General features: G+C 60.7%; 17 protein-coding genes and 3 pseudogenes. 10 read left to right on the top strand and 10 right to left on the bottom strand.

Going from position 1 to position 23,118, the window contains the following annotated elements; all coding sequences use genetic code 11:
* Nucleotides 1-410 precede the first annotated feature (410 nt).
* From AU252_RS24420 to AU252_RS01485, 5 genes and pseudogenes are all read right to left on the bottom strand, one after another.
* Nucleotides 411-1,034: pseudogene (locus tag AU252_RS24420) on the bottom strand (transposase); the annotation flags it as partial.
* Nucleotides 1,033-1,317: a transposase gene (locus AU252_RS01500; RefSeq protein ID WP_058929215.1), complete on the bottom strand. Its 285-nt coding sequence runs from the start codon at nt 1,315-1,317 to the stop codon at nt 1,033-1,035. The gene AU252_RS01500 and the pseudogene AU252_RS24420, both read right to left, overlap by 2 nt.
* Before the next feature lie 378 nt (nt 1,318-1,695).
* Nucleotides 1,696-2,865, bottom strand: coding sequence for an iron-containing alcohol dehydrogenase (locus tag AU252_RS01495; protein ID WP_058929214.1), 1,170 nt, complete (start codon nt 2,863-2,865; stop codon nt 1,696-1,698).
* Between the two features lie 407 nt (nt 2,866-3,272).
* Entirely contained in the window at nt 3,273-4,283 is a 1,011-nt protein-coding gene (locus tag AU252_RS01490) for a zinc-binding dehydrogenase (protein WP_058929213.1), read from the bottom strand.
* A 110-nt stretch (nt 4,284-4,393) separates the two neighbouring features.
* Nucleotides 4,394-5,287 (bottom strand): fumarylacetoacetate hydrolase family protein, encoded by an 894-nt coding sequence (locus AU252_RS01485; protein ID WP_058929212.1) that lies wholly within the window; start codon nt 5,285-5,287, stop codon nt 4,394-4,396.
* A gap of 742 nt (nt 5,288-6,029) precedes the next feature.
* Here AU252_RS01485 and AU252_RS01480 point away from each other — a divergent pair.
* Nucleotides 6,030-7,334, top strand: coding sequence for an MFS transporter (locus tag AU252_RS01480; protein ID WP_058929211.1), 1,305 nt, complete (start codon nt 6,030-6,032; stop codon nt 7,332-7,334).
* 394 nt (nt 7,335-7,728) lie between these two features.
* A pseudogene (locus AU252_RS01470) lies at nt 7,729-8,638 on the top strand (MFS transporter).
* Between the two features lie 1,683 nt (nt 8,639-10,321).
* Here the strand turns inward: AU252_RS01470 and AU252_RS01465 are convergent.
* The 5 genes and pseudogenes from AU252_RS01465 to AU252_RS22975 form a co-directional block, all read right to left on the bottom strand.
* On the bottom strand, nt 10,322-11,743 hold the full coding sequence (locus AU252_RS01465) for an aldehyde dehydrogenase family protein (RefSeq protein WP_058929208.1): 1,422 nt from the start codon (nt 11,741-11,743) through the stop codon (nt 10,322-10,324).
* 181 nt (nt 11,744-11,924) lie between these two features.
* The gene (locus AU252_RS24415; protein WP_240484296.1) at nt 11,925-12,575 is read right to left on the bottom strand and encodes a zinc-binding dehydrogenase; all 651 of its coding nucleotides are present in this window, start codon (nt 12,573-12,575) and stop codon (nt 11,925-11,927) included.
* Between the two features lie 51 nt (nt 12,576-12,626).
* Nucleotides 12,627-12,917, bottom strand: a pseudogene (locus tag AU252_RS24945) (alcohol dehydrogenase catalytic domain-containing protein); the annotation flags it as partial.
* A gap of 312 nt (nt 12,918-13,229) precedes the next feature.
* Nucleotides 13,230-14,390: an acyl-CoA dehydrogenase family protein gene (locus tag AU252_RS01455; protein ID WP_058932686.1), complete on the bottom strand. Its 1,161-nt coding sequence runs from the start codon at nt 14,388-14,390 to the stop codon at nt 13,230-13,232.
* Between the two features lie 97 nt (nt 14,391-14,487).
* The gene (locus AU252_RS22975; RefSeq protein ID WP_083510208.1) at nt 14,488-15,036 is read right to left on the bottom strand and encodes a GDP-mannose 4,6-dehydratase; all 549 of its coding nucleotides are present in this window, start codon (nt 15,034-15,036) and stop codon (nt 14,488-14,490) included.
* A 230-nt stretch (nt 15,037-15,266) separates the two neighbouring features.
* Here AU252_RS22975 and AU252_RS01450 point away from each other — a divergent pair, with 230 nt between their 5' ends.
* From AU252_RS01450 to AU252_RS01415, 8 genes are all read left to right on the top strand, one after another.
* Nucleotides 15,267-16,199, top strand: a complete 933-nt coding sequence (locus AU252_RS01450; protein ID WP_058929206.1) for a GntR family transcriptional regulator — start codon at nt 15,267-15,269, stop codon at nt 16,197-16,199.
* Nucleotides 16,196-17,356: a hypothetical protein gene (locus tag AU252_RS01445; RefSeq protein ID WP_058929205.1), complete on the top strand. Its 1,161-nt coding sequence runs from the start codon at nt 16,196-16,198 to the stop codon at nt 17,354-17,356. Before AU252_RS01450 ends, AU252_RS01445 begins: the two co-directional genes overlap by 4 nt.
* On the top strand, nt 17,353-18,564 hold the full coding sequence (locus AU252_RS01440; RefSeq protein WP_058929204.1) for a CaiB/BaiF CoA transferase family protein: 1,212 nt from the start codon (nt 17,353-17,355) through the stop codon (nt 18,562-18,564). The genes AU252_RS01445 and AU252_RS01440 overlap by 4 nt, the downstream gene beginning before the upstream one ends.
* Before the next feature lie 13 nt (nt 18,565-18,577).
* Nucleotides 18,578-18,904, top strand: coding sequence for an AMP-binding enzyme (locus tag AU252_RS01435; RefSeq protein ID WP_058929203.1), 327 nt, complete (start codon nt 18,578-18,580; stop codon nt 18,902-18,904).
* Between the two features lie 107 nt (nt 18,905-19,011).
* The gene (locus tag AU252_RS01430) at nt 19,012-19,785 is read left to right on the top strand and encodes an electron transfer flavoprotein subunit beta/FixA family protein (RefSeq protein ID WP_058929091.1); all 774 of its coding nucleotides are present in this window, start codon (nt 19,012-19,014) and stop codon (nt 19,783-19,785) included.
* 15 nt (nt 19,786-19,800) lie between these two features.
* Complete coding sequence (locus tag AU252_RS01425; RefSeq protein WP_058929090.1) at nt 19,801-20,775, top strand: electron transfer flavoprotein subunit alpha/FixB family protein; 975 nt, start codon at nt 19,801-19,803, stop codon at nt 20,773-20,775.
* A 189-nt stretch (nt 20,776-20,964) separates the two neighbouring features.
* Nucleotides 20,965-21,783: a cytochrome b/b6 domain-containing protein gene (locus tag AU252_RS01420; RefSeq protein ID WP_083510536.1), complete on the top strand. Its 819-nt coding sequence runs from the start codon at nt 20,965-20,967 to the stop codon at nt 21,781-21,783.
* A gap of 37 nt (nt 21,784-21,820) precedes the next feature.
* Nucleotides 21,821-22,873, top strand: coding sequence for an MBL fold metallo-hydrolase (locus AU252_RS01415; protein WP_240484294.1), 1,053 nt, complete (start codon nt 21,821-21,823; stop codon nt 22,871-22,873).
* Nucleotides 22,874-23,118: the final 245 nt, after the last annotated feature.

The raw sequence follows: 23,118 nt of genomic DNA, 5'->3' as shown, positions 1-23,118 counted from the left end.
CTGCGTCTGTTCACCTCACGGATTTGAACATGCGTCAGCTGTAATGACGTGGCATCAGGATGCGTCAAGAAGTGCGACTGTGCGTCAAATTAGATGGAAACGGACAGGTGACGGGAGTTCTCGCATCCATTCCTACTCCCATTGTCTAACTGGCATGCGCGAGTATTCGTGGTCCGGGAGTAGGGCTCGCCCTGCGTGGGCGCTCAATGCGCAGAAACAGGCCGGCCCGGTTGCCTTGACAGCGCTGACATGGATGCCATCACATCCAGCAACGCATCCGCGCGCGTACACTAGCGCCCACCGGAACAAGACATAGAGTTATTCATGTCAGGGTCTGATACGAAAATTAGGTGACCACGGATCGTGGACTCTCCCCAATACTTGGCACTGATTGGCTCGATGATGGGAGCTTATAGCAGTGGCTCGATGGTGACTTTGAAGCCGAGTGATTCGAGCCGGCTGATGGCGCGAGACTTTGCTCTCGCGGTTGCGCCCACTGGGTGAGCTAGTCAGAGCTCCAGGGTCGCGGTAGAGGTCGCCGGTGGAGGGCATGTGCCCGGCTGCAATTAGCATGGTGCGTTCCACGGCGACGAGTGCTTTAGTGGGGCCCCGGCGTGATGCCACGCGCTTGTATCTGGCCGAAAAATAGGGCGCCCTTGGACCTTGAAGCCGCCAAGGCTGCAACACCAAGGGCGCCCTTGAGGTAATGGTTGCCCTCCCGAGTTTTGGTCGGTTTGGTTCGCCCCGCAGATTCGTTAGACCCCGGGGTGGTGCCGGCCCACGAGGCCAGCTGTCCAGCGGTTAGAAAGACTGCGGCGCTGACCCCGGGCATGCTCACGAGAAGTTCTTTTATGTGGCGAAAGGGCCCCCATCGCCTGCTCGATCCGGTTGTATAGGTCGTGGATATCGTCCGTGTGGGCGTCAATCCTGTGCAGATACAACCGCGTCATGACCCTGTGGTTCTGACTGAATCGGCCTGGCAGGGCTTGGGTCAACTCGGGGATCTTGGAGCGCATCCGCCTTTGGGCTAGATCATTTCCCCGGGAACCTTGAAGAGCCGCGTTCCCGGACTTCGGTGAGCATGTCGTTCCCGAGCTTGACCAGGTGGAACGCGTCGACCGAGACAGCGGTGCGTGGCAGCCACATCCGGAGGGCCTTGCGGAACGCGGCGGAAGGGTCGATCGCGACGACCTGCACGCCCAGACGCCATTGGAGCGGCCGCGCGAACAGCCAGCCTCCGACGCCTTCGCTGTCGCTGTCGCGGCCATCCACGATCCCGAGCACCTGCCCGGTCTCCAGATCAACGATGGTGGTCATCCACGGCTCTTAGCGTTTCCAGGCATTGGTGGCGGGGTCGCGGAAGGACCGGACATAACGGTAGCGAAACGCACTCGGGTGCTGATCATGCCACAGCTCGGGCAGCCGGCTTCGTCAGTGGCCTCGACGCGGACCCGCCGCTGCCCGAAGGCGAGGACTTCAGTGTCGGTGACGCGGTAGTCGGGCAAGGTTGAAGAGAGCGGTGGCAGCGTCGGGGCGCGGGGAAGTAGGCTCGATCAAGACACGTGGCTCCTGACTGTTGATGAATGCGTAGAGAACATCCATCACAGCAGGGCTGCGAGCCCTTCAGCTTTTAAGACACGGAATCCGTTTCGCCACGAACCAAGGAGAACCCGTTCAGCTGAGTGCGCACGAAAATCACAATGCACGTTGAAGCAACGGAATTAGTTCTTCTGGATTGGCAATTGGATTCGGATTAGTGCCGCAATAAATATCCTTAAAAGTATATTCCGCCAGGCTAGCCAGGTCACCGCTCGACAACCCAACCTCGGTTAGACTTCTAGGCATCCCCAATTCTCTAATAAGAGAATCCGCGAGTTCATGTGCGGGCTCTTTTGGGGCGCCAAATGCCTCACTGATCAAGGACTGACGATCTGCATTAACGACTTCGTTGAAGCTCAATGCGAAAGGCGCCATAACACATGAAGTATAACCATGAGGAACTTTGAACGCGCCGCCCAGTGCGTGCCCGACGGCATGGCTGATACCCATGTTCAGCCCCCCCACAATTGAAACCATTGAGCTCCAGGCACCGACCTGACACATCTGCCGTGCTTCAAGGTCGGCAGGATCGGCTTTAACCCTCTGCAGACCTTCGGAAAGCATTCGAATGGCATTCATCGCCATCCCATCGAAGTATCCATTCGACTCGAGTGATCCCAGCGTCTCGAATGCATGATCAAGTGCACGAACCCCTGTCGACAACCACAACCACTCCGGCGTATAAAGGGTCAAAGCCGGGTCAAGAATAATCGCCTTCGGGGTCATCCCCGGATGCGTATAAGCATGCTTCACATTGGTGACGTCGTCCGTCGAGCCGGACATCGGGTTGAATTCGCCACCCGCCAAGGTTGTAGGAGCAATCACTACCGGAATGGTCGGACCGGCGAAACTTGGACTAGTAACAGACCTGTCCGAATTGACGATCAAATGATAGTTATCCATTTCGTCGGTACTGCGGATCTCATGTTCGAGCGCAAGTGAGAGAATCTTGGTCAGGTCAGCCGCAGATCCACCACCGATACTCACAAGCAGGTCGGGTCCACCTTCCTTAGCAGCGTGCGCAGCCGAAATTACGTCTTCGCGTGGCACATGAGGACGAACCGCATCAAACACCCCCACGACCCGAGACCCCAAAGCCTTCTTGACCTTCTCGATCTCATCCGTCTTGTTATTCAGGGTACTGCTAGACACAATGAATATCCGATTAGCACCTAGTATTTGAGATTCATTATCTATCGCATCCGCCAACGCTTCGCCAATTCGAACTCGGCGCATATCAGGCAATTCGACAGTAGATCTATTCATCTTCGATCACCCTTCTAAAGCAAGCTTGATCACCATGCGATACCCTTAATGTAGCCATCTGTCCTCTTTCTGAATTTTGGGAAGAAATTTGTCCGGCCACAGAACTTCAAGTTGGCCCTAATTCCACTGCCGCGACTATTGACGCTTACGTAGGGCGCACAGGAAGTGGAGTCGAGGACCAGACTGGGCCCAATGGGACGCCGGTGCGGCTACCTTCCATGTGAATCAGTTGCGAGCGTCACAAGCCAGGAGGCGAGGCCAGCTAAAGTATCGGTTCCGAATTTGCCTGACCGCCAGTGGCCCGGGGTGAACAACTGTGACGCCATGGTGCCGACTGCTGGAGTAGTGAGATAAGTGGTCTCACTATATTGAGCTGGCCATAACCAATTTTTGTCGGCCAACAACGTCTAGGGAATAAGGACCAGCCGGATGGGGTCGCCGATTTTATCTCTCAAACGGCGTACAGCGTCATCCGCTTGCTCCAGCGGTATGTGGTCCGAGATGGATCCGGACAGGTCAATCCGGTTCCAGCCCACCAGACGGACCAACTCTTCGACATGCGGTGGCAGGTAGCCATAGTGCCCAAGGATCTTGTATTGGTACCTGACCAGAGCAGTACTGTTCTCAACGGTGAATGGTTTGCCGCTCAATCCGGTAATTATCAAGCGGCCATGACGGTTCAGCAACGGCAGTATCTGCTCGTCTATGCCGGGAAATCCCGCGAAATTGAAACCAACATCGATTCCTCGTCCCCCGTTGAGCTCACGGATCCTGTCGGCGAAATCGGGGGCGGCCGGATCCAATGCGGCGTCGGCGCCGCGACTTACTGCTTGTTCCCGGGCAGAAGGCAGGGGATCGACGGCAATGATTGGACTCGCTCCGATCATTCTCAACAGCTGAACTGCGTGAATCCCGAGTCCTCCCACGCCCCATACTGCGGCCGACTCTCCCGCTTGTACCTTAGCGGTGTTGCAAATCGCCGCCCATGGTGTCGAGACAGCGTCAGGAATGATGCAGGCTTGATCGAACGGTAGATCATCGGGAATGGAGACGAGTACCTGCTGGGGCACGACTACATAATCAGCCCAGCCGCCGTCGTAGTCTAGGCCCATCGTCTCTGTTCCCCCGGCTCTGGCGATAATGGCCTGCAATGTGACTCGGTCACCCTCTGTCCAACCGTTTACGAGTGGTCCGAGTGCATCGACCGTCCCGGCCACTTCGTGTCCCAGAGTGCGTACAGCGTTGGTGTTTCGCATTGGACCGATCAATCGGTCGACGAGGTGTACATCCGATAGGCACACGCCTGCGGCCCGCACCTTGATGCGAACTTCCCCCGGACCCGGATGGGGAACGGGGACTTCCTGGATCGCGAATTTCCCCGTACGGAAATCGATCTTCCAGGCTCTCATGGTATGCATCTGTTCTGCTCCTAAGTGCGATGTCATGGGTGGGTTTGTTGCCTGTGCCGAAGCGGGTATGCGAAGACCCGCGAGCGAGCGGAATGCCCGAAACGATATTCGGGTTCATCTCATGCCAAAGCTGGATTTTGAACCACAGGTGCTTTGACGGTGTTGTGGAGTAGTCCGAGGCCTTCGATTTCGATTTCGACGATGTCGTTGGCTTTGAGCCATAGGGGTGGGTCTTGGGCGAGGCCTACGCCGGCTGGTGTGCCGGTGGCGATGGTGTCGCCTGGTTCGAGGGTGATGATGGCGCTGAGGTAGGAGATGGTTTCGGCTACGGGCCAGATCATTTTGGAGGTGTTGCTGTCCTGGACGGTGACGCCGTTGACTCTGGCCTGGATGCGGAGGGCCTGGACGTCGCTGATTTCTTCTTTGGGGGTGATGCCGGGGCCCATGGGTCCGAAGGTGTCGAGCATTTTCCCGGAGGTCCATTGGTGGCTGCGGAACTGGATGTCGCGGGCGCTGACGTCGTTGAAGACCGCGTATCCTGCGACGTGGTCCAGGGCGTCTTCGACGGTGACGTTTTTGCAGCGGGTGCCGATGACGATGGCGAGTTCTGCTTCGTAGTCGATGTCGGTGCTGATGCCGGGCATGAGGATGGTGTCGGCGGCGCCGATCAGTGAGTTGCGGAATTTCGCGAATACTGGGGGGAATTCGGTGACGGCGGCCGAGGCTTCCTCGATGTGTTCGAGGTAGTTCAGGCCCATGCAGAGGATCTTGTCCGGGTCGGGCACGGGCGGGCCCAGGTGTACTGCGGCTAGGTCAGTGGCGGATTCTCCGGTGGCCAGCGCTGCGCGTGCTTTGTCCAGCACAGTGGTGAGCTCGTGTGAGTGGTGGGTGAGCAGTTCCCGCACGGTGTCGGGGTAGCCGAGGTCGGAGCTGGCAATGACGGAGCCATTGTCGCTGAAGCCGGCACGAAGCGGCTCCGTCGAACCGTTGGGGCGAAACGAAACAATCTGCATGAAAAGTCCCTAATTTTCTGGATTGGAATGGTGAGCAGCTTTAGGAGGCTTTAGGGCATGCCAAGTGTTGTGGGACATGAAGTCAGCACGAGGATATTGTTCACGGCACCGATGCCGACCTTAGTCACTGAGTCATTCTCGTCCCGGGCAAAAGCACGTGGTATCTCCAAAGAACGCTGGAATGTGGTTGTCGTCACGCCCACTGTTGCAGAAGTGTATCCAATTTTCAACAAGGAGAAGCGCGCCGGTATTGAATGTGGGGTCATATTTCGATGAATCGGCAGGTTTTCCACTAGACAAATGTGATGCCAGACACTAGCGTCCTACAAAGTGGATCCAAATACTCCGCCAGCAACACCTCGCCACTCTTGAGGAGTTGAGATGACCAAGGACGCTCGCCGCTCGCCGGATGGTGGTGCACTACAAGTGCACGGTGCATCACCGGCGACACCACGACGCAAGCTGCCGAAGACGTCAGGATTGTCACGTTCAGCACAGCGCGGTTCACCCGCACAAGCACCTCCTTAGTGGGCGGAAAGCTTCCAGCATGTGGTTGTCGCCCGAAATATCAGCGCCGTCGCTCCGGGACAGGATACAAAGCCGTGGCAACGTTCGCTGACTATCTACATCTACGTTGAGGCTTCCGTCGCTTCAGGACGCTGCCGTGCTGCAAACAGAGCGGTCCGACTGCCGTCTTCGCCACTAAATCGGCCTCCTAACTCGCTAACCCGAAGGTTTTCCCATGACAATAGGCATCAACACTAAAGCTGGCACCGTCGCCGGCCACCCCAACAAAAAGCGAACCTTGGTCGCGACCGGCATCGGCAACGCCGTCGAATGGTACGACTGGGCCGTCTATGCCACTTTCGCCCCGTTCTTGGCTGGTGCTCTGTTTAATCCAGCAGATAAGACGTCGGCGGTGCTAGCCACACTGGCCATCTTTGCCGTGGGCTTCCTGGCGCGCCCGATGGGTGGTCTCGTCTTCGGCTTGCTCGGTGATCGCATAGGGCGAAAGTCCACCATGACCTTGGCCATCACGCTGGCTTCGCTAGGTAGCCTGCTGATCGCCGTCGCCCCCGGATACGACTCCGTCGGTGCAGTTGCCTCCGCAATCTTGCTTGCAGCCAGGCTCCTGCAGGGACTGGCACATGGCGGCGAAATGCCAGCGTCGCAAACCTACCTCGCCGAGATGGCCCCCAAGGAAAAGCGGGGCCTCTGGTCGACGCTGATCTTTACCTCCGGCACTGCCGGCGTCCTGTTCGGCACCTTGCTTGGTGCCGTCATGACTGCGACCTTGACCAGAGCAGATATGCAGGCCTGGGGGTGGCGGGTGCCGTTCATTATCGGCGCCGTGCTGGGACTTTACGCGCTATTCATGCGCTCCATGCTTGATGAATCCGAGGTGTTCAGCAAGGTGGACCAGAAGACCAAGCGCGCTCCAATCTGGCCCCAGATCGTCCGCAACCGCAAGCAGGCGTTGCAGGTGATCGGGCTGACCGTCGGCTTAACGCTTGCCTACTACGTTTGGGGCGTGGGGGCAACGAGTCACGCAATCACCAAGCTTGGTATGGACGCTGGCGAAGCCCTTAGGGCCGGCCTCGTCGGCAACATCGTCTTCATCATCGCGCTGTTCTTCTGGGGCAAGCTGTCAGACAGAATCGGTCGCAAGAAGGTGCTGTTCACCGGCGCGGTGGGCGCCGCTGTTTTGCACTTCCCAATGACATGGCTACTGAAGGACCAGCCATGGCAGCTGGTCGTGACCATGTCGGTGATGCTGATCTTCGTCGCCGCAAACGCCTCAATTCTGCCGGCAGTCTACGCCGAGCTGTTCCCCACCACCATCCGCACGGTGGGTATGGCCGTCCCCTACGCCGTCTGTGTGGCAATCTTTGGTGGCACCGCACCTTATCTGCAGGCGTGGCTGGGTTCCCTCAATCTGGCGATCGCTTTTAACATGTACGCTGTGGCGATGCTGCTGACTAGCGCCGTGTTCGCCTTCACCATCCCGGAGACGGTGGGCAAGGACCTAAACGAGCAGGTCGCCTAACCCAAGCACCCATGCACGCCGTCACGTCAAAGATAGGCGAACGTCCTACATCAGCCGCTGAATTTGACGTTGCGGGACGTGGCGGCGGACAAGCTGGAGAAGGCGTCCTTAGACCGACTCAACCTCAACCAGTTGCAAATCGAGGATCCGGGACAGCGGCTCGCAGAAGGCAGCCTGACGCTTGCAAGGCCGGACCCGTGTGTGTTTCGGCTCCATGTACTATCGCGCATCTCCACTCGCTCGCAAAAGAGCTGCCTGGGTCGTCAAATCAGTTTGCGGCAGTCTCCGTTCTAACGGAGACTGCCGTCCTGCATGCGGAGCTGTCCGTCTATCGTCTGGCAGCCGTCACCGCCACCAAATCGGCCTCCAGACTCACCAACCCGAAGGTTTCACCATGACAATAGCAACCGACAGCAGGGCTGGCATCTCGACCGGCCGTTCCCAAACACGGAGAGCCCTTTTTGGTACCGGCATGGGTAACGCCGTCGAATGGTCAGACTGGGCCGTCTATGCCACTTTCGCCCGTTCCTGGCTGGTGCTCTGTTCAATCCAGCAGATAAGTCGTCGGCGGTGCTGGCCACACCGGCGATTTTTGCGGTGGGCTTCGTAGCCCGCCCGATGGGCAGTGTCGTTTTCGGCTGGCTGGGCGACCGGCGCGGGCGAAAGGCTTCCATGACCCTTGCTGTCGGTCTGGCTTCGCTGGGCAGCCTTTTGATCGCCGTCGTTCCCGGCTACGACTCGGCGGGCGCGTTCGCCTCGGTAATGCTGCTCGCGGCCCGGCTCCTGCAGGGGCTGGCTCACGGCGGCGAACAGCCGTCGGCGCAAACCTACATATCCGAGATGGCGCCAAAGGAAAAGCGTGGTTTATGGTCCACGCTGGTATACACATCCGGGATGGTCGGTATCTTGTTCGGCACCGTGCTTGGCGCAGTGTTGGCGGCGCGCCTGTCAGACGCAGAGATAATGGCGTGGGGCTGGCGAGTGCCGTTTGCCATCGGCGCCGTGCTGGGCCTGACCGCGCTTTACATGCGCTCTCATATGGCCGAGTCGGCTGGCTCAATTCTGCTGGCTGTCTTCGCCAAGCTGTTCCCCACCAGCATCCGCACGATGGGCCCGGCTGTCCCTTACGCTATCTGCGTAGCTGTCTTTGGCGGCACAGTGCCCTATCTGCATGCCTGGCTGGTTCGATCAACCTTGCGAACATGATCAACATCTATGTCGTGGTGCTGCTGCTGATTAGCGCTGTGGTCATTCTCACCATTCCGGAAACGGTAGGTAAGGACCTAGCTGAGGACGCAGCCTAGCTGTTTCGGTGTGGGGAGCGACTATTGTGGGGGACCTTCATGTGATGTCGCGGAACATAGTTCACACAAGTCTCGCGACATACACCTCCCCGGTCTTCGAGCCGGGGTGTTTCTTTGCCCTGATGGCCCATTGTCGGGTCCAGGGTGAATTTCGCAAGGATTTCCCCGGTGTCCTTCTGGTCCAGAAGCGTCGGTTTCCGCGGCCGGGTTCAGGACGGCCGTACCGGCGCGGGCCCGGTCGATGCCGACGTGCCGGACGAGGCGTGGAAACGAAAACTTTTTTCCGGTGGTGTCGATGCTGTACGAACGGCTACGGAAGTGTGTCCGGTCGCTACCTGGGGCGTGAACTGGTCCCCGAAAGTTGGACTGGCCAAGTCCGAAGAAGTTCTCCATTACGGCGTTGTCGTAGCCTTGCGGGTCAGGGACCACGAATCGAGCGTGGTGATAGAAGAACGTCGACTGGGCCAACCCGGCCGCATAATGTCCAGGAGTACGCCCAAACGGTGTTCGGCCTTCAGCGCGATGACAGCGCGGACCTTCGACCTTTAGAGCCGTTCCTCGTCCCTCAAGGCCTGTACTTTTCACAGGAAAGCCACCTCTGCCCGCAGACGCTCGTTCTGACGACGCAACCGCTGCAGCTCCGAGTCCGGCTGCACCGGGCTCCAGGAATCGTCTTCGGACTGTCTTTCGGTTTGGGCCGCAGGCCGTCTTCGCCCTTGGTCCAGTACTGGTGCGCCCAGTTCTCGATTAGCTCTGGAGAAGACAGCTGGCGCTCTTTTGCCAGGAAACTTTCGTCTCTCCAGCCAGATACCGCTGCACAACAGAGAGCTTGAAATCGAACGAAATCAGCCACTTGGTTGGCATGGTCACTAGCGTTGTGCCCCTTCGAACTCGCCACCGGTCATACAACCGGCGGATCGCATGCTTGCTCACTCCGAGCCTGATGGCCGCGGAGCCCCTGCCCCGGCCAGCATCAAACAACGCTACCGCCTTGCGTTGTTCCTCCGATAATGAACTGCGATCACACACAAAACTGCTCCCATAAAATCAGAACTGAATTCGCAGTCCAGCTTTCCAGTTCAGCGAGCACAGTGACCTCGTTCTCAGTAATGGACCATACCGACACCTGCCCGCGACCGATGTCCCGAAACGTGTCGGAAGTGTCAGGTGCGAAGTTTGTCCCAGGTCATGTGGAACCATGTCCTAAAACCACGATGGGTGTGCAACCGCAATCAACACGGTCGTACTCGACGGAGACGGGATTGGCCTGCCCGTGGAGAGCTGAGCAGTAAGATCCACATGGTCGTGGACAGCCGCGGCATAAACTCCCTGCCATGGACGAAATCAGGGTCCGCGGCACCGCCGCCCGCCGACAGCCCGCTCCAAACCGGAGGCCGTGCTTGCTTAGTAAGGCGGATTAACATTCCCATCCGTAGGCTTGCCCCTGCGCCGTCGCGGGACCCAGTTCATCAAACGCTGGGCCTCATCGTCAGGTTACGTTTCGGTTGCAACCAGCAGCAATTGGGGCTGGGTGACCCGGGGACTCTGTACCGGGGGCGACAGAGTCCCCGTACCGCGTTGGAGACCCGGCAAAAGCCGTCGCCGCACCGAGCTCGGTGCAGCGACGACCCTATACGGACGTCAGTGGCTTCGCATAGCTGATTTGGGATATGGGCAATTGAATCAGTATGCGAGGATGACGCATTTGACGTGGGTGTAGTGGTTGAGGGACTCTATGCCTTTCTCCCGGCCATAACCGCTGTATTTGTGGCCGCCGAAGGGGGTCTGGACGGCACCCGTGGACCAGGTGTTGATGTAGACCTGTCCGGCTTCGACCTCTTCGGCAACCCTGAATGCTCGGGAAATGTCTTTAGTCCACACTGCGGCCGCGAGTCCGTAGTCGGAACTGTTCGCGATCTTGATGGCGTCCTCTTCTGTATCGAAGGGGATTGTCACGAGGACCGGACCAAATACTTCTTCCTGCGCTAGCCTCGCGGAATTGTCCACGTTGGAATACACAGTGGGGTTGACGTAGAAGCCGCCCTGGAGTGCCTCGTCGCTGGGGAGGTCGCCGCCGACTTCTGCTTGTAGTCCTTCTTGTCTTGCGACGTCAAAGTAATTCTGAACCTGCTGGTACTGGGCTCGGGTGATAATCGGTCCAAGGTTCTGCCCCGGGATACGCGCACGTACAGCTTCTACAACCGATTCTACGAACTTGTCGTGTATGGACCTTTGAACGAGCAGTCGCGTTCCGGCCAAACAAACTTGCCCGGCGTTGGTGGTGAAGGCTCGCACGGCTTCTTTGACTGCTAAATCGAAATCAGCATCTTCGAACACGATGTTCGCCGATTTTCCGCCCAGTTCGAGTGTCAGAGGAATGACCCTGTCAGCGGCGATATGGCCGATAGTTTGCCCGACGGCTACGGAGCCCGTGAACGCGACTTTGCGGACGGACGGGTGACGCACAAGCTCGGCTCCGGCTTCGGTTCCTTTGCCCAGGATCACGTTGAAGGTGCCGTCGGGAAAGCCCACTTGGGTGGCCAGTTGTGCCAAAAAGACGGTTGACTGAGAGGTTGCCTCGGCGGGCTTAACGACGACGACGTTGCCCGCGGCCAAAGCGGGGGCGCAGGCGCGGGCTGCTTGGTTCAGTGGCACGTTCCAAGGAGTTATGATTCCGATCACTCCGAACGGCTCCCGGCGGGTGTAGATGTGCTGGTCTGGTTCGACATCGAGAGTGTCGCCAACCGGGAGGTTGACCAGCCCGGCGTAAAACTCGAAGTAGGCCGCGGCATTCTCAACTTCGCTTAGGGCCTCTGCCAGCGGCTTCCCGGTGTCCTGGATTTCAAGTTCGGCAAGCTCCTGATTCTTCTCTCTCATGACCCTGGCAAGGTTTCCGAGAAGCCGTCCCCGTTTGGCCGATGGAAAGCGGCGCCACCCGCGCGCTGCGTTTTCGGCCGAGGCAACGGCTGATTTAACATCGTCAATGTTTCCCAAGGCGACTTCGGCACCTTCGCCTCCGGTCGCAGGGTTTTCGCCTGTGCGGTAGGAATTACTGGAGGGCACGACCGACCGGCCGTCAATCCAATGGTTAAGTCTCGTTGACATGTTCTTCCTTAAGTTAAAGGATCGGTTAGGGATCATTCTGGAGCGCTGGCTGAGGTGGTGCCGCCGCTGCGAGTGGCGATATGGCAGCCTTGACGCACTTTTTCCATAGCAGGGCTGTACTCAGACCTCGTTCATTTGGGAGGCTCTCTATGTCATGTCCTTTCGCCCTCTCGAGATCCTCTTAGTCCTCATCGATGACCAGGCCGGCGCGGGTGACTTCCCGTGCTTCTGCGGCCTTTAAGGCGTCCCGGACGTCCGCGATGGCGAAGTCGGCATCCACTAGGTCCTCCCAGGGAAACTGGGGGGTAGATTCGATGAAGGTCACCGATTTGCCCAGCACATTGGCCGGATAACGGATGGACGCTCGGATCTGCACGCCGGACCGGGTGAACAGTCCCGGGTCAAACTGGGTGAACTTGTTCGGGCTGATGTTGCCGATGGAAACCATGACGCCTCCAGGCCGGACAGACCTTACAGCCTCCGAGAACGCGTCCGGGACCCCGGTCAGGTCAATCACGACGTCGGCCCCGCCGCCGGTGCTTTCCCGCATAAGCTCAACACGGCCCGCTCCGCTATCTGCCTGGGACAGGTCAACGGTGTGATGGGCGCCGAATTCGACCGACTTGGCCAGCCGGTTTGCTGCCATCTCAGCGACGAATACTTCGGCGCCCATCTGGCTGGCGACTGAAGAGGCACACACGCCGAGGCCGCCAGCGCCTAGCACAATGACCTTCTGGCCGCGTTTGATCTCTCCAGTCTCGCAGCCGGCGTAGGCCTGTGATAGTGCACAGTTGGCAAAGGAAACGGCCTTACTGGAAACGCTGTCCGGCACCTTGTAAACGTACTGGCCCGGGCCCACAGCATAGTGGGTACCAAATGTTCCGTGGAAGTGCGGTGCCGCGTCAGCCGGGATAGCCGCTCCTGCGTAGGCATTCCGGCACAGGTTCCCATGCCCGGCGTTGCATTCGGGGCAACGCCGGCAGACCTGAAAGTATGTGGCAACCACCCGGTCGCCTTCGTTCAAATCATTTCCGGCAAAGTCACGGGTAACGCCTGCTCCCCGGCGATCAACCCTGCCCACTCCTTCATGTCCGAGCGCGCATCCAGCCTTCACCAGCGGGTGCTGCCCACGCAAGTTATGCACATCGGAACCACAGACATTTGCCCGAATCATTTTCATCAACAGGCCACCGGCGACCGGACCGGGAAGCTCATATTCCCGCTGCTCTACTTCATATGGAGCCGTCAGGATAGTGGTGATGCCTTTCATAGCTTTCTCCTTGAATCACAGACTGTGTAGATGTCTTCCGGAAGGTGTTGTGGGAGCAATTCGCGAACGGTGTGCGAGTAGCCGTTGTCGGAGCTGGCCAGGGCGGAGGCGCCATTGGAGGAAACGGCCCGGGGCGGCTCTGTCGAGCCCTTGGGGTGAAATGAAGTGATCTGCACGAGAATGTCCTCGGATTGTAGTGGGGAGGGCTGGCAGCTGTTAGTAGGATTTGGGCATGCCCAAGGTGTTCTGGGCTATGAAGGCAAGTACGAGGTTGTTGTTCACTGGAGCCACCAGGGGCGCGCGGGCCTCACGGAACTTTCGCTCGATACCATACTCAGTTGTGAGGCCATACCCTCCGTAGGTGTCCATGCAGGCGTTGGCCGCGGCCCACAGTGCCTGCGATCCCAGGAGCTTGGACGCGTTCGCTTCGAAGCCGCAGGGCCTGCCGTCAGCGAAAAGTTCTGCGGCCTTCCAGCGCATGAGGCTGGCGGCTTCGAGCTCTGCATAGGCCTGCGCGATGGGGAACTGGACGCCCTGGTTCTTGCCGATCGGACGGCCAAACACTTCGCGGCTGTTGGCGTAGGTTGAAGCTTTTTCGGTGAACCAGAAGCCGTCGCCGAGGAACTCCGATGTCAGGAGGATCCGCTCGGCGTTCATGCCGGAGAGGATGTAGGAGAAGCCCTTGCCCTCTTCGCCGATGAGGTTCTCCACCGGGACGCGGAGATTGTCGAAGAAGATCTGGTACGGGTTATGGCTGAGTGTTGTCTGGATGGGACGGGCTTCAATTTCGTCGCGGCAATCGCGCAGGTCCACCAGCAGGCAGCTGAGGCCGTCGGATTTGCGGGTCACCTGATCGTAGGGGGTGGTGCGGACCAGGAGGAGCATCACGTCGGAATGTGCAAACCGGGAAGTAAAGATTTTTCCGCCGTTGACGACGTAGTGGTCGCCGTCGCGCACCGCAGTGGTGCGGATGCGGGTCGTGTCGGTGCCGGCGTCGGGCTCGGTGACGCCAAAGGCCTGGAACCGGATGTCCCCGGCCGCCATGCCGGGGAAGAAGCGCTGTTTCTGCTCCTCGTTGCCATGGCGCAGGACGGTGCCCATGGTGTAGAGCTGTCCGTGCGCCGCGTGGGCATTTCCGCCGGACCGGTTGATCGTTTCCAGGACGACGGCGGCATCGCTTATCGTGCCCCCACCCCCGCCGTACTCCTCAGGTATAAGGAGAGACAGCCAGCCGGCGTCGGTGAGTGCCTTGACGAACTTTTCGGGGTAGTCCTTGGACTCATCGATCTGTTGCCAGTAGGACTCCGGGAATTGCGCGCACAGGTCCGCCACGGTGGACTGGATTTGCTGCTGGTCTTCGGTCAGGTATGAACTCATGATGATCCTTTCATTGGGCCAGACCCGGTGGCAGGGCCTCGCGGTGAGTGTTTGGGCGTGGATTACGGTGGCACGCATGCCATCCGCGATGCTGCGGTCAGCCGCCCGGGGGAACGGGGATTCGCCGGCGCCGAGTCCGGCAGGGAAGGGGAACTGGACGTCGTCGAAGGTGATCGTTCCCCGGGATTGGGGCACGGCCGCGGTGATTGGCATCGACCACGTCGTTCATCGTCACCGAATGGCCGACCAGATCGACGACGCAGGATCCCTTAAAAGTCGCTCCGGGAGGCGTTGATGAACGACTGTGCGACGTCCTCGACGAACTGGAGTTGAACATCGCGCCGAGGACTGGGTTGGCTTGGCACGACGGGACCTGCAATGCAGCAAGGTGGATGATTGTGTCCACCTGGTGCTCCGTGATGATCTCCGTAATCTGGGCAAGATCGGCCAGATCGCCGACGACTCTCTCGAGCCGAGCGTCGGAGGTGTCGAGCAGTGCCGCTTTGAGCCGGTGGTCGTCGGTTCCCGCGTCGAGCGCCACGACCCTGGCTCCAGATTGCAGCAGCAGCCGTGTCATCCATGCTCCGATGCAGCCCAAGACCCGAGTCACCAGGTAGCAGCTGTTATCTAAGGGGGTTGAAATCATTGGTCATCTCCGTCGACGCCGGATGTGGTTGCCATCACGCCTATCGTTGCAGAACTGTATCCAATTCTCAATAGACCATGCGAAGAGTTTCCGCTGCAGGGGCGTCGATTCGACAATAATAAGGGGATTTGCCGTTGGACAAATGTGATGACAGACACTAGTCTTCGTCAAAGTGGATCCAAATTGGTTTGGTCAGTGAAAAGCATGAAGCACAATTTTTAGGAGTGGATGTGACCAGCACCCTCGGAGCTGAGGATGTGAAGAGTCGCGCGGGCAACGATGTCGTCCGGTTACACGCGGATCTACGGAGCATGATCCTCGACTGCACCCTCGAGCCTGGCCGGCGTGTCTCCCAGACCGAATTGTCCAAGCTGACCGGCGCCGGTCGCACTCCGCTGCGCGAAGCGCTGCGGATGCTGCAGCAGGAGGGCCTCGTTAGGGCTGAGCTCAACAAGGGCGCAACCATCGCGGCGTTGGAGCTCGACGATCTGGACTGCATCTATGCCTACAGGATTTCGATAGGAGCTGCCGCCATCCGGGTCACGGTGCCACTGTTGACCGACCTCGAATTACGTGAACTCGACGGGAAGATGATGCAGATGGGTGCGGCGATCGAACGAGATGACCGTGACGAGTTCGAACCACCACACCGCCGGTTCCACCTGCTTCTGGTCTCGCACATGCAGGCCGGAGCGAGGGCGCGGATGGCGATCGACGCCGACCGCGCCGAGCGTGTCCGGCGCCTGTTGATGCAGGGCGACCAGCACTCGCTTGACAAGGCCGACTTAGAACATCGCGAAATTCTGGAGGCCTGCCGCGCGCGATGGCGTTACGGCGTCACGCCTGCTGGCGAGTCAGCTCGCCCGATCCGCGTTGTATGTCGCAGCACAACTGGACCCGACCTACGACCCGGTTCTCACACGCACGGTGCTTCGAATGGTGCTCGGCGAAGAGAAGCTGAAGACTCCGAAGAGAAGCCTGGGCCGCCAACCGGCCAACGCCCGACCGGCGGGAATGGGAACAATTGCATGACTGACCGACCGCTCGGCGCGGGCCAGGGTGTGGACGCATCTCGCACCTCGCCCGTCGACGACGCTCGCTTGTTTACCACGACACCCGCGGATGAAGTCCGCAATATGGCACTGACACAGGAGTTTGTATGAAGGCCCCGGCTACAGCCAATAAACATAGAAGCTATCCCACGGTGCGGATCAATGAGGAGCTCATGCGCGAGGGCATGCAGATCGAGAGTGCAGAGATTGGTCTTGAGGACAAGGTGAGGTTGTTGGAAGCTCTCTCCAGCACCGGCCTTAAGTACATCGTCGCTGGCTCTTTCGTAAGTCCGCGGTGGACGCCCCAGATGGCCGAGGTCGACGCGCTGCTGGACAAGTTCACTCCTGTACCCGGCGTGAATTACTCGGCATTGGCTCTGAACAGCCGCGGTGTCGAAAGGGCACAAGTGCATACGCCGCCGCTATCGCCTGGTGATGGGCTGCCCCGCACCTTCGTGCATGTGTGTGACGTCTTCGTCCGCCGCAACGCAAACCGCTCTCAGGCCGATGAGATTAGTTCCTGGCCGGACACGGTGCAGCGAGCTGTCGCCGAGGGAAAGACCGAGGCCGGCATCGGAATCAACGCCGCCTGGGGGTCAAACTGGTTGGGCGAGTTCAGCCTGTCTGAGCGAATGGATCTCCTCGAAAAGCAACACCGGCTTTGGACCGCTGCCGGCATCCGCGTAGCAGAAGTGGTGATCGGTGACCCGATGGGTTGGAACATGCCCGACGCCGTCGAGGAGCAACTCTTGGCCATTCGTTCCACTTGGCCTGAGATCACGCGTTTCCATCTCCATCTGCACAATCAGCGGGGCACCGCACCTATCTCGATTTACACGGCTCTGCGGACACTCACGGAGGAATGCGAACTCATCCTCGACACAACCGTCGGCGGAATTGGCGGATGCCCATACTGCGGAAACGGACGTGCCACCGGGATGATGCCCACGGAAGACCTGGTGGACCTGCTGCACGAACTTGGCATCGAGACCGGTGTTGACCTCGACGCACTGATCGAGGTGGCCATCCTCACCGAGGAAATCATCGGGCACCCCACAGACACTCACGTGGCACGAACAGGTCCCCGTCCCCGGGGAGAGCGCCTCTACGCCATGGACATGCCTTTTGTTGAAACTTTCGAGCAGGCGCAACACTTCCGCGTTGGGCCGAGCGCCTATGCGGGAGCTCCATCACCATGGAAGTCCGTCATCACGTCCCCCTCCCGTGACGGGCTGGGACTCGAACAAGATAAGGCAGGTGCGTCATGAATTCGCTCACCGGAATTCGCGTTGTCGACCTGACTGCAAGCGTTGCGGGTCCCTTCGCCACGCAAATACTGGGCGACCTCGGGGCCGACGTCATCAAAATCGAGCGCGTCGGAACGGGGGATGACACCCGGGCGTGGGGCCCGCCGTTCTGGCAAGGTGAGAGCGCATCTTTCCTGGCTTTGAACCGCAATAAGAGAAGCCTCAGCGTCGACGTCAAGACTCCGGAGGGCCGCAAAATAGTTCGCGAACTCCTGGACACCGCCGACGTGTTCATCCAGAACCTCAGGCCGGGCGCAGCAGCAAAACTGGGCTTCTCCCGGGAAGAGCTCGCTAAGACCAACCCCGGAATCATCGTGTGCGACATCAGCGGATTCGGTCCACGCGGTGCGATGAAGGATGACCCCGCCTATGACCCGCTGCTGCAAGGCTTCGGCGGTCTGATGAGTCTGACTGGTGAGCAGGGCGGGCCGCCGGTGCGCATCCCGGCTTCCATCCTCGATCAGGGCACAGCGATGTGGAGCGTTATCGGCATCCTGAACGCGCTCCGGACACGCGATCGCACCGGCGTGGGATCCCTGGTCCAGACGTCGCTGCTCGGCTCAGCGCTGCAATGGCTGCCTGGGCAGATCACCGGTTACCTCGCCGACGGAACGGTGCCGGAGCGGCTCGGATCGGGGACGGTGGGGATCTCTCCGTACCAGGCGTTCGCGACAGCAGACGGATACCTTGTCATCGCCGCCGGCAACGACAGGCTGTACAGCCGGCTGTGCGGCATGCTCGAACGGCCGGACCTCCTCAGCGACGAACGGTTCGTCGACAATCCCGGACGCGTCCGCAACAGAGTCGAGCTGGCTTTCGAGATCGAGAAGTCCACCAAGTCATTTGCGACCGAAGAGCTGGCTGCCGCACTGACAGCGGTGAATGTGCCGGTAGCGGCCATCCAGACTCTCGACCAGGTGCTCGCCCACGAGCAGGTCCAGGCCCTCGGTCTTATCCACGAGCATCCTCATCCGCGGATCTCCGACTATCAGACGGTCGCGTCTCCCATGGAGTTCGATGGCTCCTTCACCCCTGTCCATCATGTCCCTCCCCTGTTAGGGGAGCACACCATCGAGGTGCTGTCCGACCTAGGGTACGACCAAAAAGCCATCGATGAACTCGTTGCTGAGGGCGTCGTCGACACCGATTCGAAAGCAGAGCACCAATGAGCAACGTTGATTGATGGTGCGCGGCCCGATTGTCATGAACGGCTACTACCGAAACCCGGTAGAAACCAAGAAGAACATCGAAAGTGACGGCTGGCTGCATACCGGGGACATCGCCAGGATGGACGACACCGGCCACGTCTTCATCGTCGACCGGCGCAAGGACATGATCATCACCGCGGGCTATAACGTCTACCCGGCCGAGATTGAACGGGTCGTAGCCGGACACCCCGCCGTAGCACTCGTCGCAGTAGGCCCTTTGCCCGATGAAGTCCGCGGGGAGCTCGCCTGCGCCTACGTCGTCCTAAAACATGGAACAAGCGTCACCGAAGAAGAAAACTAGCCGACGACACCCCATGAACCGGATACGAACATGAACCGCCTCGCCGCTTCGGAGACCAGTACGACCACAACGACCATTTGATCTAGCTGCAGCAGAAGGAAAGTCCCGTGAAAATCATTGTTTTGGTGAAGCAGGTGCCCGACACGGAGGAAGAGCGCAGGCTCGACTCCGTGACGGGTGTGCTGGACCGCGACGCGAGTGAGAGCGTCGCGGACGAAATCAACGAGCGTGCCCTCGAGGTGGCGCTGCGCCATAAGGATGCGAACAAGGGGAGCGAGGTCGTGGTGCTGACCATGGGTCCGGCCTCCGCCACTCAGGCCCTGCGCAAGGCGTTGTCCATGGGGGCGGATTCCGCGGTGCACGTGGAGGATGACCGCCTGGAAGGCGCCGACATCGCTACGACGGCGGCCGTACTGGCCGCGGCCGTGCAGCGGACCGGCTTCGACCTGGTCGTCGCCGGAAACGAGTCGACCGACGGCCGCGGCGGTGTAGTACCGGCCATGATGGCCGAGCACCTCGGGCTGCCGCTGCTTTCCTCCTTGAACACCCTGGAGCTCACCGGGGGCACGGTTGCCGGAGAGGTCACCGTGGAGTCCGGGAGCCTGGCGGTGAGCGCGGCACTGCCGGCCATTGTGTCGGTGACCGAGCGGTCCGCCGAGGCCCGCTTCCCGAACTTCAAGGGCATCATGACCGCCAAGCGCAAGCCCCTGGCCACCCTGTCCCTGACAGACCTGGGCCTGGACGCCGGTGTGACCGGCGGCACTTCAACCGTGCTCACCATTTCCGAGCGACCGGCACGCACTGCCGGCAAGAAAATCGTCGACGACGGAACCGCGGCCCGGGAGCTCGCCGAGTTCCTGGTCGCCGGCCGCCTGATCTGACCCGAGGATACTGACATGACCAACGTACTGGCACTGATTGAAATTACATCCGCGGGGGCCCTCGCCACCAGCGCACCGGCGGTGATTGCCGCGGCCGCCAAGCTCGGCACGCCCGTGGCCGTCGTGGCCACGCAGCCCGGAGAGGGCGCCGCCCTGGTGGCGCAGCTCGGGGTTCTCGGCGCGCAGCAGGTATACATCGCGGAGAGCGCGCAGGTGGGCCGGCTGCTGGCGACAGCCCAGGTAGAAGCACTCACTTCCGCTGCCCGGGCGCTGGGACCGTCAGCCGTGATTGTGGCGAACTCGGTTGAAAGCCGTGAGGCCGCGGCGCGGTTCGCGGTCCGCGCCGGGGGCGGGCTGCTGGCCGACGTCGTGGACGTCAGGGTCGCCGAGGACGGGACCGCCGTCGGCGTCCACTCGGTCTTCGGCGGCGCCTACACCGTTGAAGCAACGGTGCAGTCGGGCCCGGCGGTCATCACCTTGCGCCAGGGTGCCCTGGATGAGCGCGCCGCCGCGGCAACCCCTTCGGTTACGACCGTCGCACTGGATATCGAGGCCGGGAACTCCGCAAGGATCGATACGGTGCACGCCACAGGTCCGGGCTCGGGACGGCCGGCGCTGCGCGGGGCGACCAGTGTGGTCTCCGGTGGGCGCGGCCTGGGCTCGAAGGAGAACTTCTTGCTCGTCGAACAGCTCGCCGACGCGCTCGGCGCCGCCGTCGGCGCCTCCCGGGCCGCCGTTGACGCCGGCTACATCGAACAAAGCTCCCAGGTCGGGCAGACCGGCATCACCGTGTCCCCCCAGCTGTACGTGGCGCTGGGGATCTCCGGCGCCATCCAGCACCGGGCCGGCATGCAGACCGCAAAGACCATCGTGGCCATCAACAAGGACGAAGACGCCCCCATCTTCGACGTCGCCGACTTCGGCATCGTCGGTGACGTGTTCACCGTAGTTCCACAACTGATCGAAGCCATCCAGGCCCGCTCCAACTAGCCGCTCCCGGCCGGCCCTGCCACCGGCCGGGACAGCAGCCGGGCCCCCGCCCTAAGGAAAGGACAACCCGTCATCTCTACGACAACCAGCAAAACGCCAACGAAGCCCGGGAACAAACGGGCCAGACTGGCCGTGGCGATCACCATAGCCGTGGTAGCTCTGGCGGCTGTCGTGCTCTTCGCCCAGTGGATGCGGACACTCCCTGCCGTCCAGGACTTCCTGACCACCTACCCGGGACAGGTCGAACTGCCCGGGACGGCCCCGGTGGGCCTGCCGGCCTGGCTGGGCTGGCAGCACTTCCTCAACGCGTTCTTCATCGTGCTGATCATCCGTTCCGGCTGGTTAGTGCGCACCACAGCCAGGCCCAAGGAACACTGGACCCGGAACAACACCGGGCCGATCCGAACCAAGGGGAAGCCGACGAAGATCAGCCTGAACCTCTGGTTCCACCTGAGCCTGGACGCGCTGTGGGTGCTCAACGGCATCATCTTCGTCGTGTTGCTCTTTATCACGGGCCAGTGGATGCGGATCGTCCCGACCAGCTGGGACGTCGTACCCAACGCCCTGTCCGCGGCCCTCCAGTACGCCTCGTTGAACTGGCCCACCGAAAACGGGTGGGTGAACTACAACTCGCTGCAGGTGCTGGCCTACTTCTCCATCGTCTTCCTTGCCGCGCCGCTGGCCCTGGCCACCGGCCTTCGCATGAGTGGGGCATGGCCGAAGAACGCCACGACACTGAACCGGATCTACCCGGTCGAGGCGGCCCGGGCCATCCACTTCCCGGTCATGCTCTACTTCATCTGCTTCGTCATCGTGCACGTGGCCCTCGTGTTCACCACCGGCGCGCTCCACAACCTGAACCACATGTACGCCTCCACCGACGGCGCCGGGTGGACCGGGTTCTGGATCTTCGCCGCCTCCCTTGCCGTCATGGTCGCCGCCTGGTTCCTGGCAAGGCCCCTTTTCTTGCGGCCCCTCGCCTCCCTCACCGGAAAAGTCAGCAAGTAACGTCCGCACCCATGTTTGGCCTTGAAAGAAGGAACTGATGAGCCTGCCGCCGATTACCCTCACCGGCCACGCCCAGAAGGAAGCGTGGCGGAACAAGGTGCTGCCGCCCGTGGAGCAGCTCGGCACGGAGGTGTGGTCCATCCCCGTCCCGTTCCCGGACAATCCCATGCGCTATACCCTCAGCTACCTGCTCCTGGGCGACAGTGACGCGGTACTGATCGATCCGGGCTGGGACAGCGACGCCGGCCTGGAGCATCTGGCCGCCGGTCTGCGGCAGGCCGGCCTTGGCCTGACTGACCTGACGGGTATTGTGGCTACTCATTTCCACTCGGACCATCTGGGGATGGCCGCCCGCCTGCGGACGGCCACAGGGGCGTGGGTTGCCCTGGGTGACCGGGAAGTGCGCCGGCTTACCGCCGGTGAGGACCATGACGTTGTTCTGAACAACGACCGCGAGGAGCTGACGCTCTGGGGCGTGCCGGCGGACCGGCTGGCCGAAGCGGCCCTGGACCGCCCCCACCTCACCCATCTGCAGAACCTCGCCGATCCGGACCTTCGGCTCACCGACGGCAGCCTCGTGCCCGCCCAAGGGCTCAACCTGCAGGTGGTCACCACCCCCGGGCACTCACCCGGCCATATCTGCCTGGTCGATGAGCCCCACGGCCTGATCTTCAGCGGGGACCACGTCCTGCCGCGCATCTCCCCGCACATAGCCCTGGAACTGCCCGGGCCGGCAAACCCGCTGGCGGACTACTACAAATCCCTGGATCTGATCGCGTTCGAGGACCAGATGGAGGTCTGCCCGGCCCACGAGTACCGGTTCCGCGGCATGCAGCGCCGAGTCGCACAGCTGGTCGACCACAACCGCGAACGCTCCGCCGAGGTTCTCCGGGTGATGGAGACGCACCGGCCACAAAGCGTCTGGGACATCGCCCGCCACCTGACCTGGTCCCGCGGCTGGGAATCCCTGCAGGCCTTCTCGCTGCGCCTGGCCGTCTCCGAAACAGCCAGCCACGTCGTGTACCTGCGCTCCCAGGGACACGACATCAATGTGCCCGTCACGGAAACACGCCCGGCTGCATCCCGGTGACGGCAGCACGCCGACGGATGCACGTCATTGGAACAGACAAGGGTGCTTGCCCGATAGCGCGCGAGGCCAGGCAACAGAGGCAGCGCAGGATGCCGGTAAAGTAGTTTTCATCAGCTTGCTTTTGTCAAACTATATCCAATCCCCAAGGGACAAAATCGACAAATCCCTGATCACTTTGCGCCATCTGAAATACAGGATCCATTAGCCGCTACTATGATCCATCTAGCGGGTTTGAGGAGTTAGTT

This window comes from Pseudarthrobacter sulfonivorans (assembly GCF_001484605.1).
GTDB lineage: Bacteria > Actinomycetota > Actinomycetes > Actinomycetales > Micrococcaceae > Arthrobacter > Arthrobacter sulfonivorans_A.
This window is presented reverse-complemented; position numbering and strand designations above follow the sequence as displayed.

What these genes read in the sequence shown, in the direction of transcription:
- AU252_RS01420 (WP_083510536.1), top strand. Translation starts at nt 20,965, where the DNA reads ATGCGGACACTCCCTGCCGTCCAGGACTTCCTGACCACCTACCCGGGA.
- AU252_RS22975 (WP_083510208.1), bottom strand. Translation starts at nt 15,036, where the DNA reads ATGATTTCAACCCCCTTAGATAACAGCTGCTACCTGGTGACTCGGGTC.
- AU252_RS01495 (WP_058929214.1), bottom strand. Translation starts at nt 2,865, where the DNA reads ATGAATAGATCTACTGTCGAATTGCCTGATATGCGCCGAGTTCGAATT.
- AU252_RS01455 (WP_058932686.1), bottom strand. Translation starts at nt 14,390, where the DNA reads ATGAGTTCATACCTGACCGAAGACCAGCAGCAAATCCAGTCCACCGTG.
- AU252_RS01465 (WP_058929208.1), bottom strand. Translation starts at nt 11,743, where the DNA reads ATGTCAACGAGACTTAACCATTGGATTGACGGCCGGTCGGTCGTGCCC.
- AU252_RS01445 (WP_058929205.1), top strand. Translation starts at nt 16,196, where the DNA reads ATGAAGGCCCCGGCTACAGCCAATAAACATAGAAGCTATCCCACGGTG.
- AU252_RS01435 (WP_058929203.1), top strand. Translation starts at nt 18,578, where the DNA reads ATGGTGCGCGGCCCGATTGTCATGAACGGCTACTACCGAAACCCGGTA.
- AU252_RS01440 (WP_058929204.1), top strand. Translation starts at nt 17,353, where the DNA reads ATGAATTCGCTCACCGGAATTCGCGTTGTCGACCTGACTGCAAGCGTT.
- AU252_RS01425 (WP_058929090.1), top strand. Translation starts at nt 19,801, where the DNA reads ATGACCAACGTACTGGCACTGATTGAAATTACATCCGCGGGGGCCCTC.
- AU252_RS01480 (WP_058929211.1), top strand. Translation starts at nt 6,030, where the DNA reads ATGACAATAGGCATCAACACTAAAGCTGGCACCGTCGCCGGCCACCCC.
- AU252_RS01415 (WP_240484294.1), top strand. Translation starts at nt 21,821, where the DNA reads ATGAGCCTGCCGCCGATTACCCTCACCGGCCACGCCCAGAAGGAAGCG.
- AU252_RS01490 (WP_058929213.1), bottom strand. Translation starts at nt 4,283, where the DNA reads ATGCATACCATGAGAGCCTGGAAGATCGATTTCCGTACGGGGAAATTC.
- AU252_RS01485 (WP_058929212.1), bottom strand. Translation starts at nt 5,287, where the DNA reads ATGCAGATTGTTTCGTTTCGCCCCAACGGTTCGACGGAGCCGCTTCGT.
- AU252_RS01500 (WP_058929215.1), bottom strand. Translation starts at nt 1,317, where the DNA reads ATGACCACCATCGTTGATCTGGAGACCGGGCAGGTGCTCGGGATCGTG.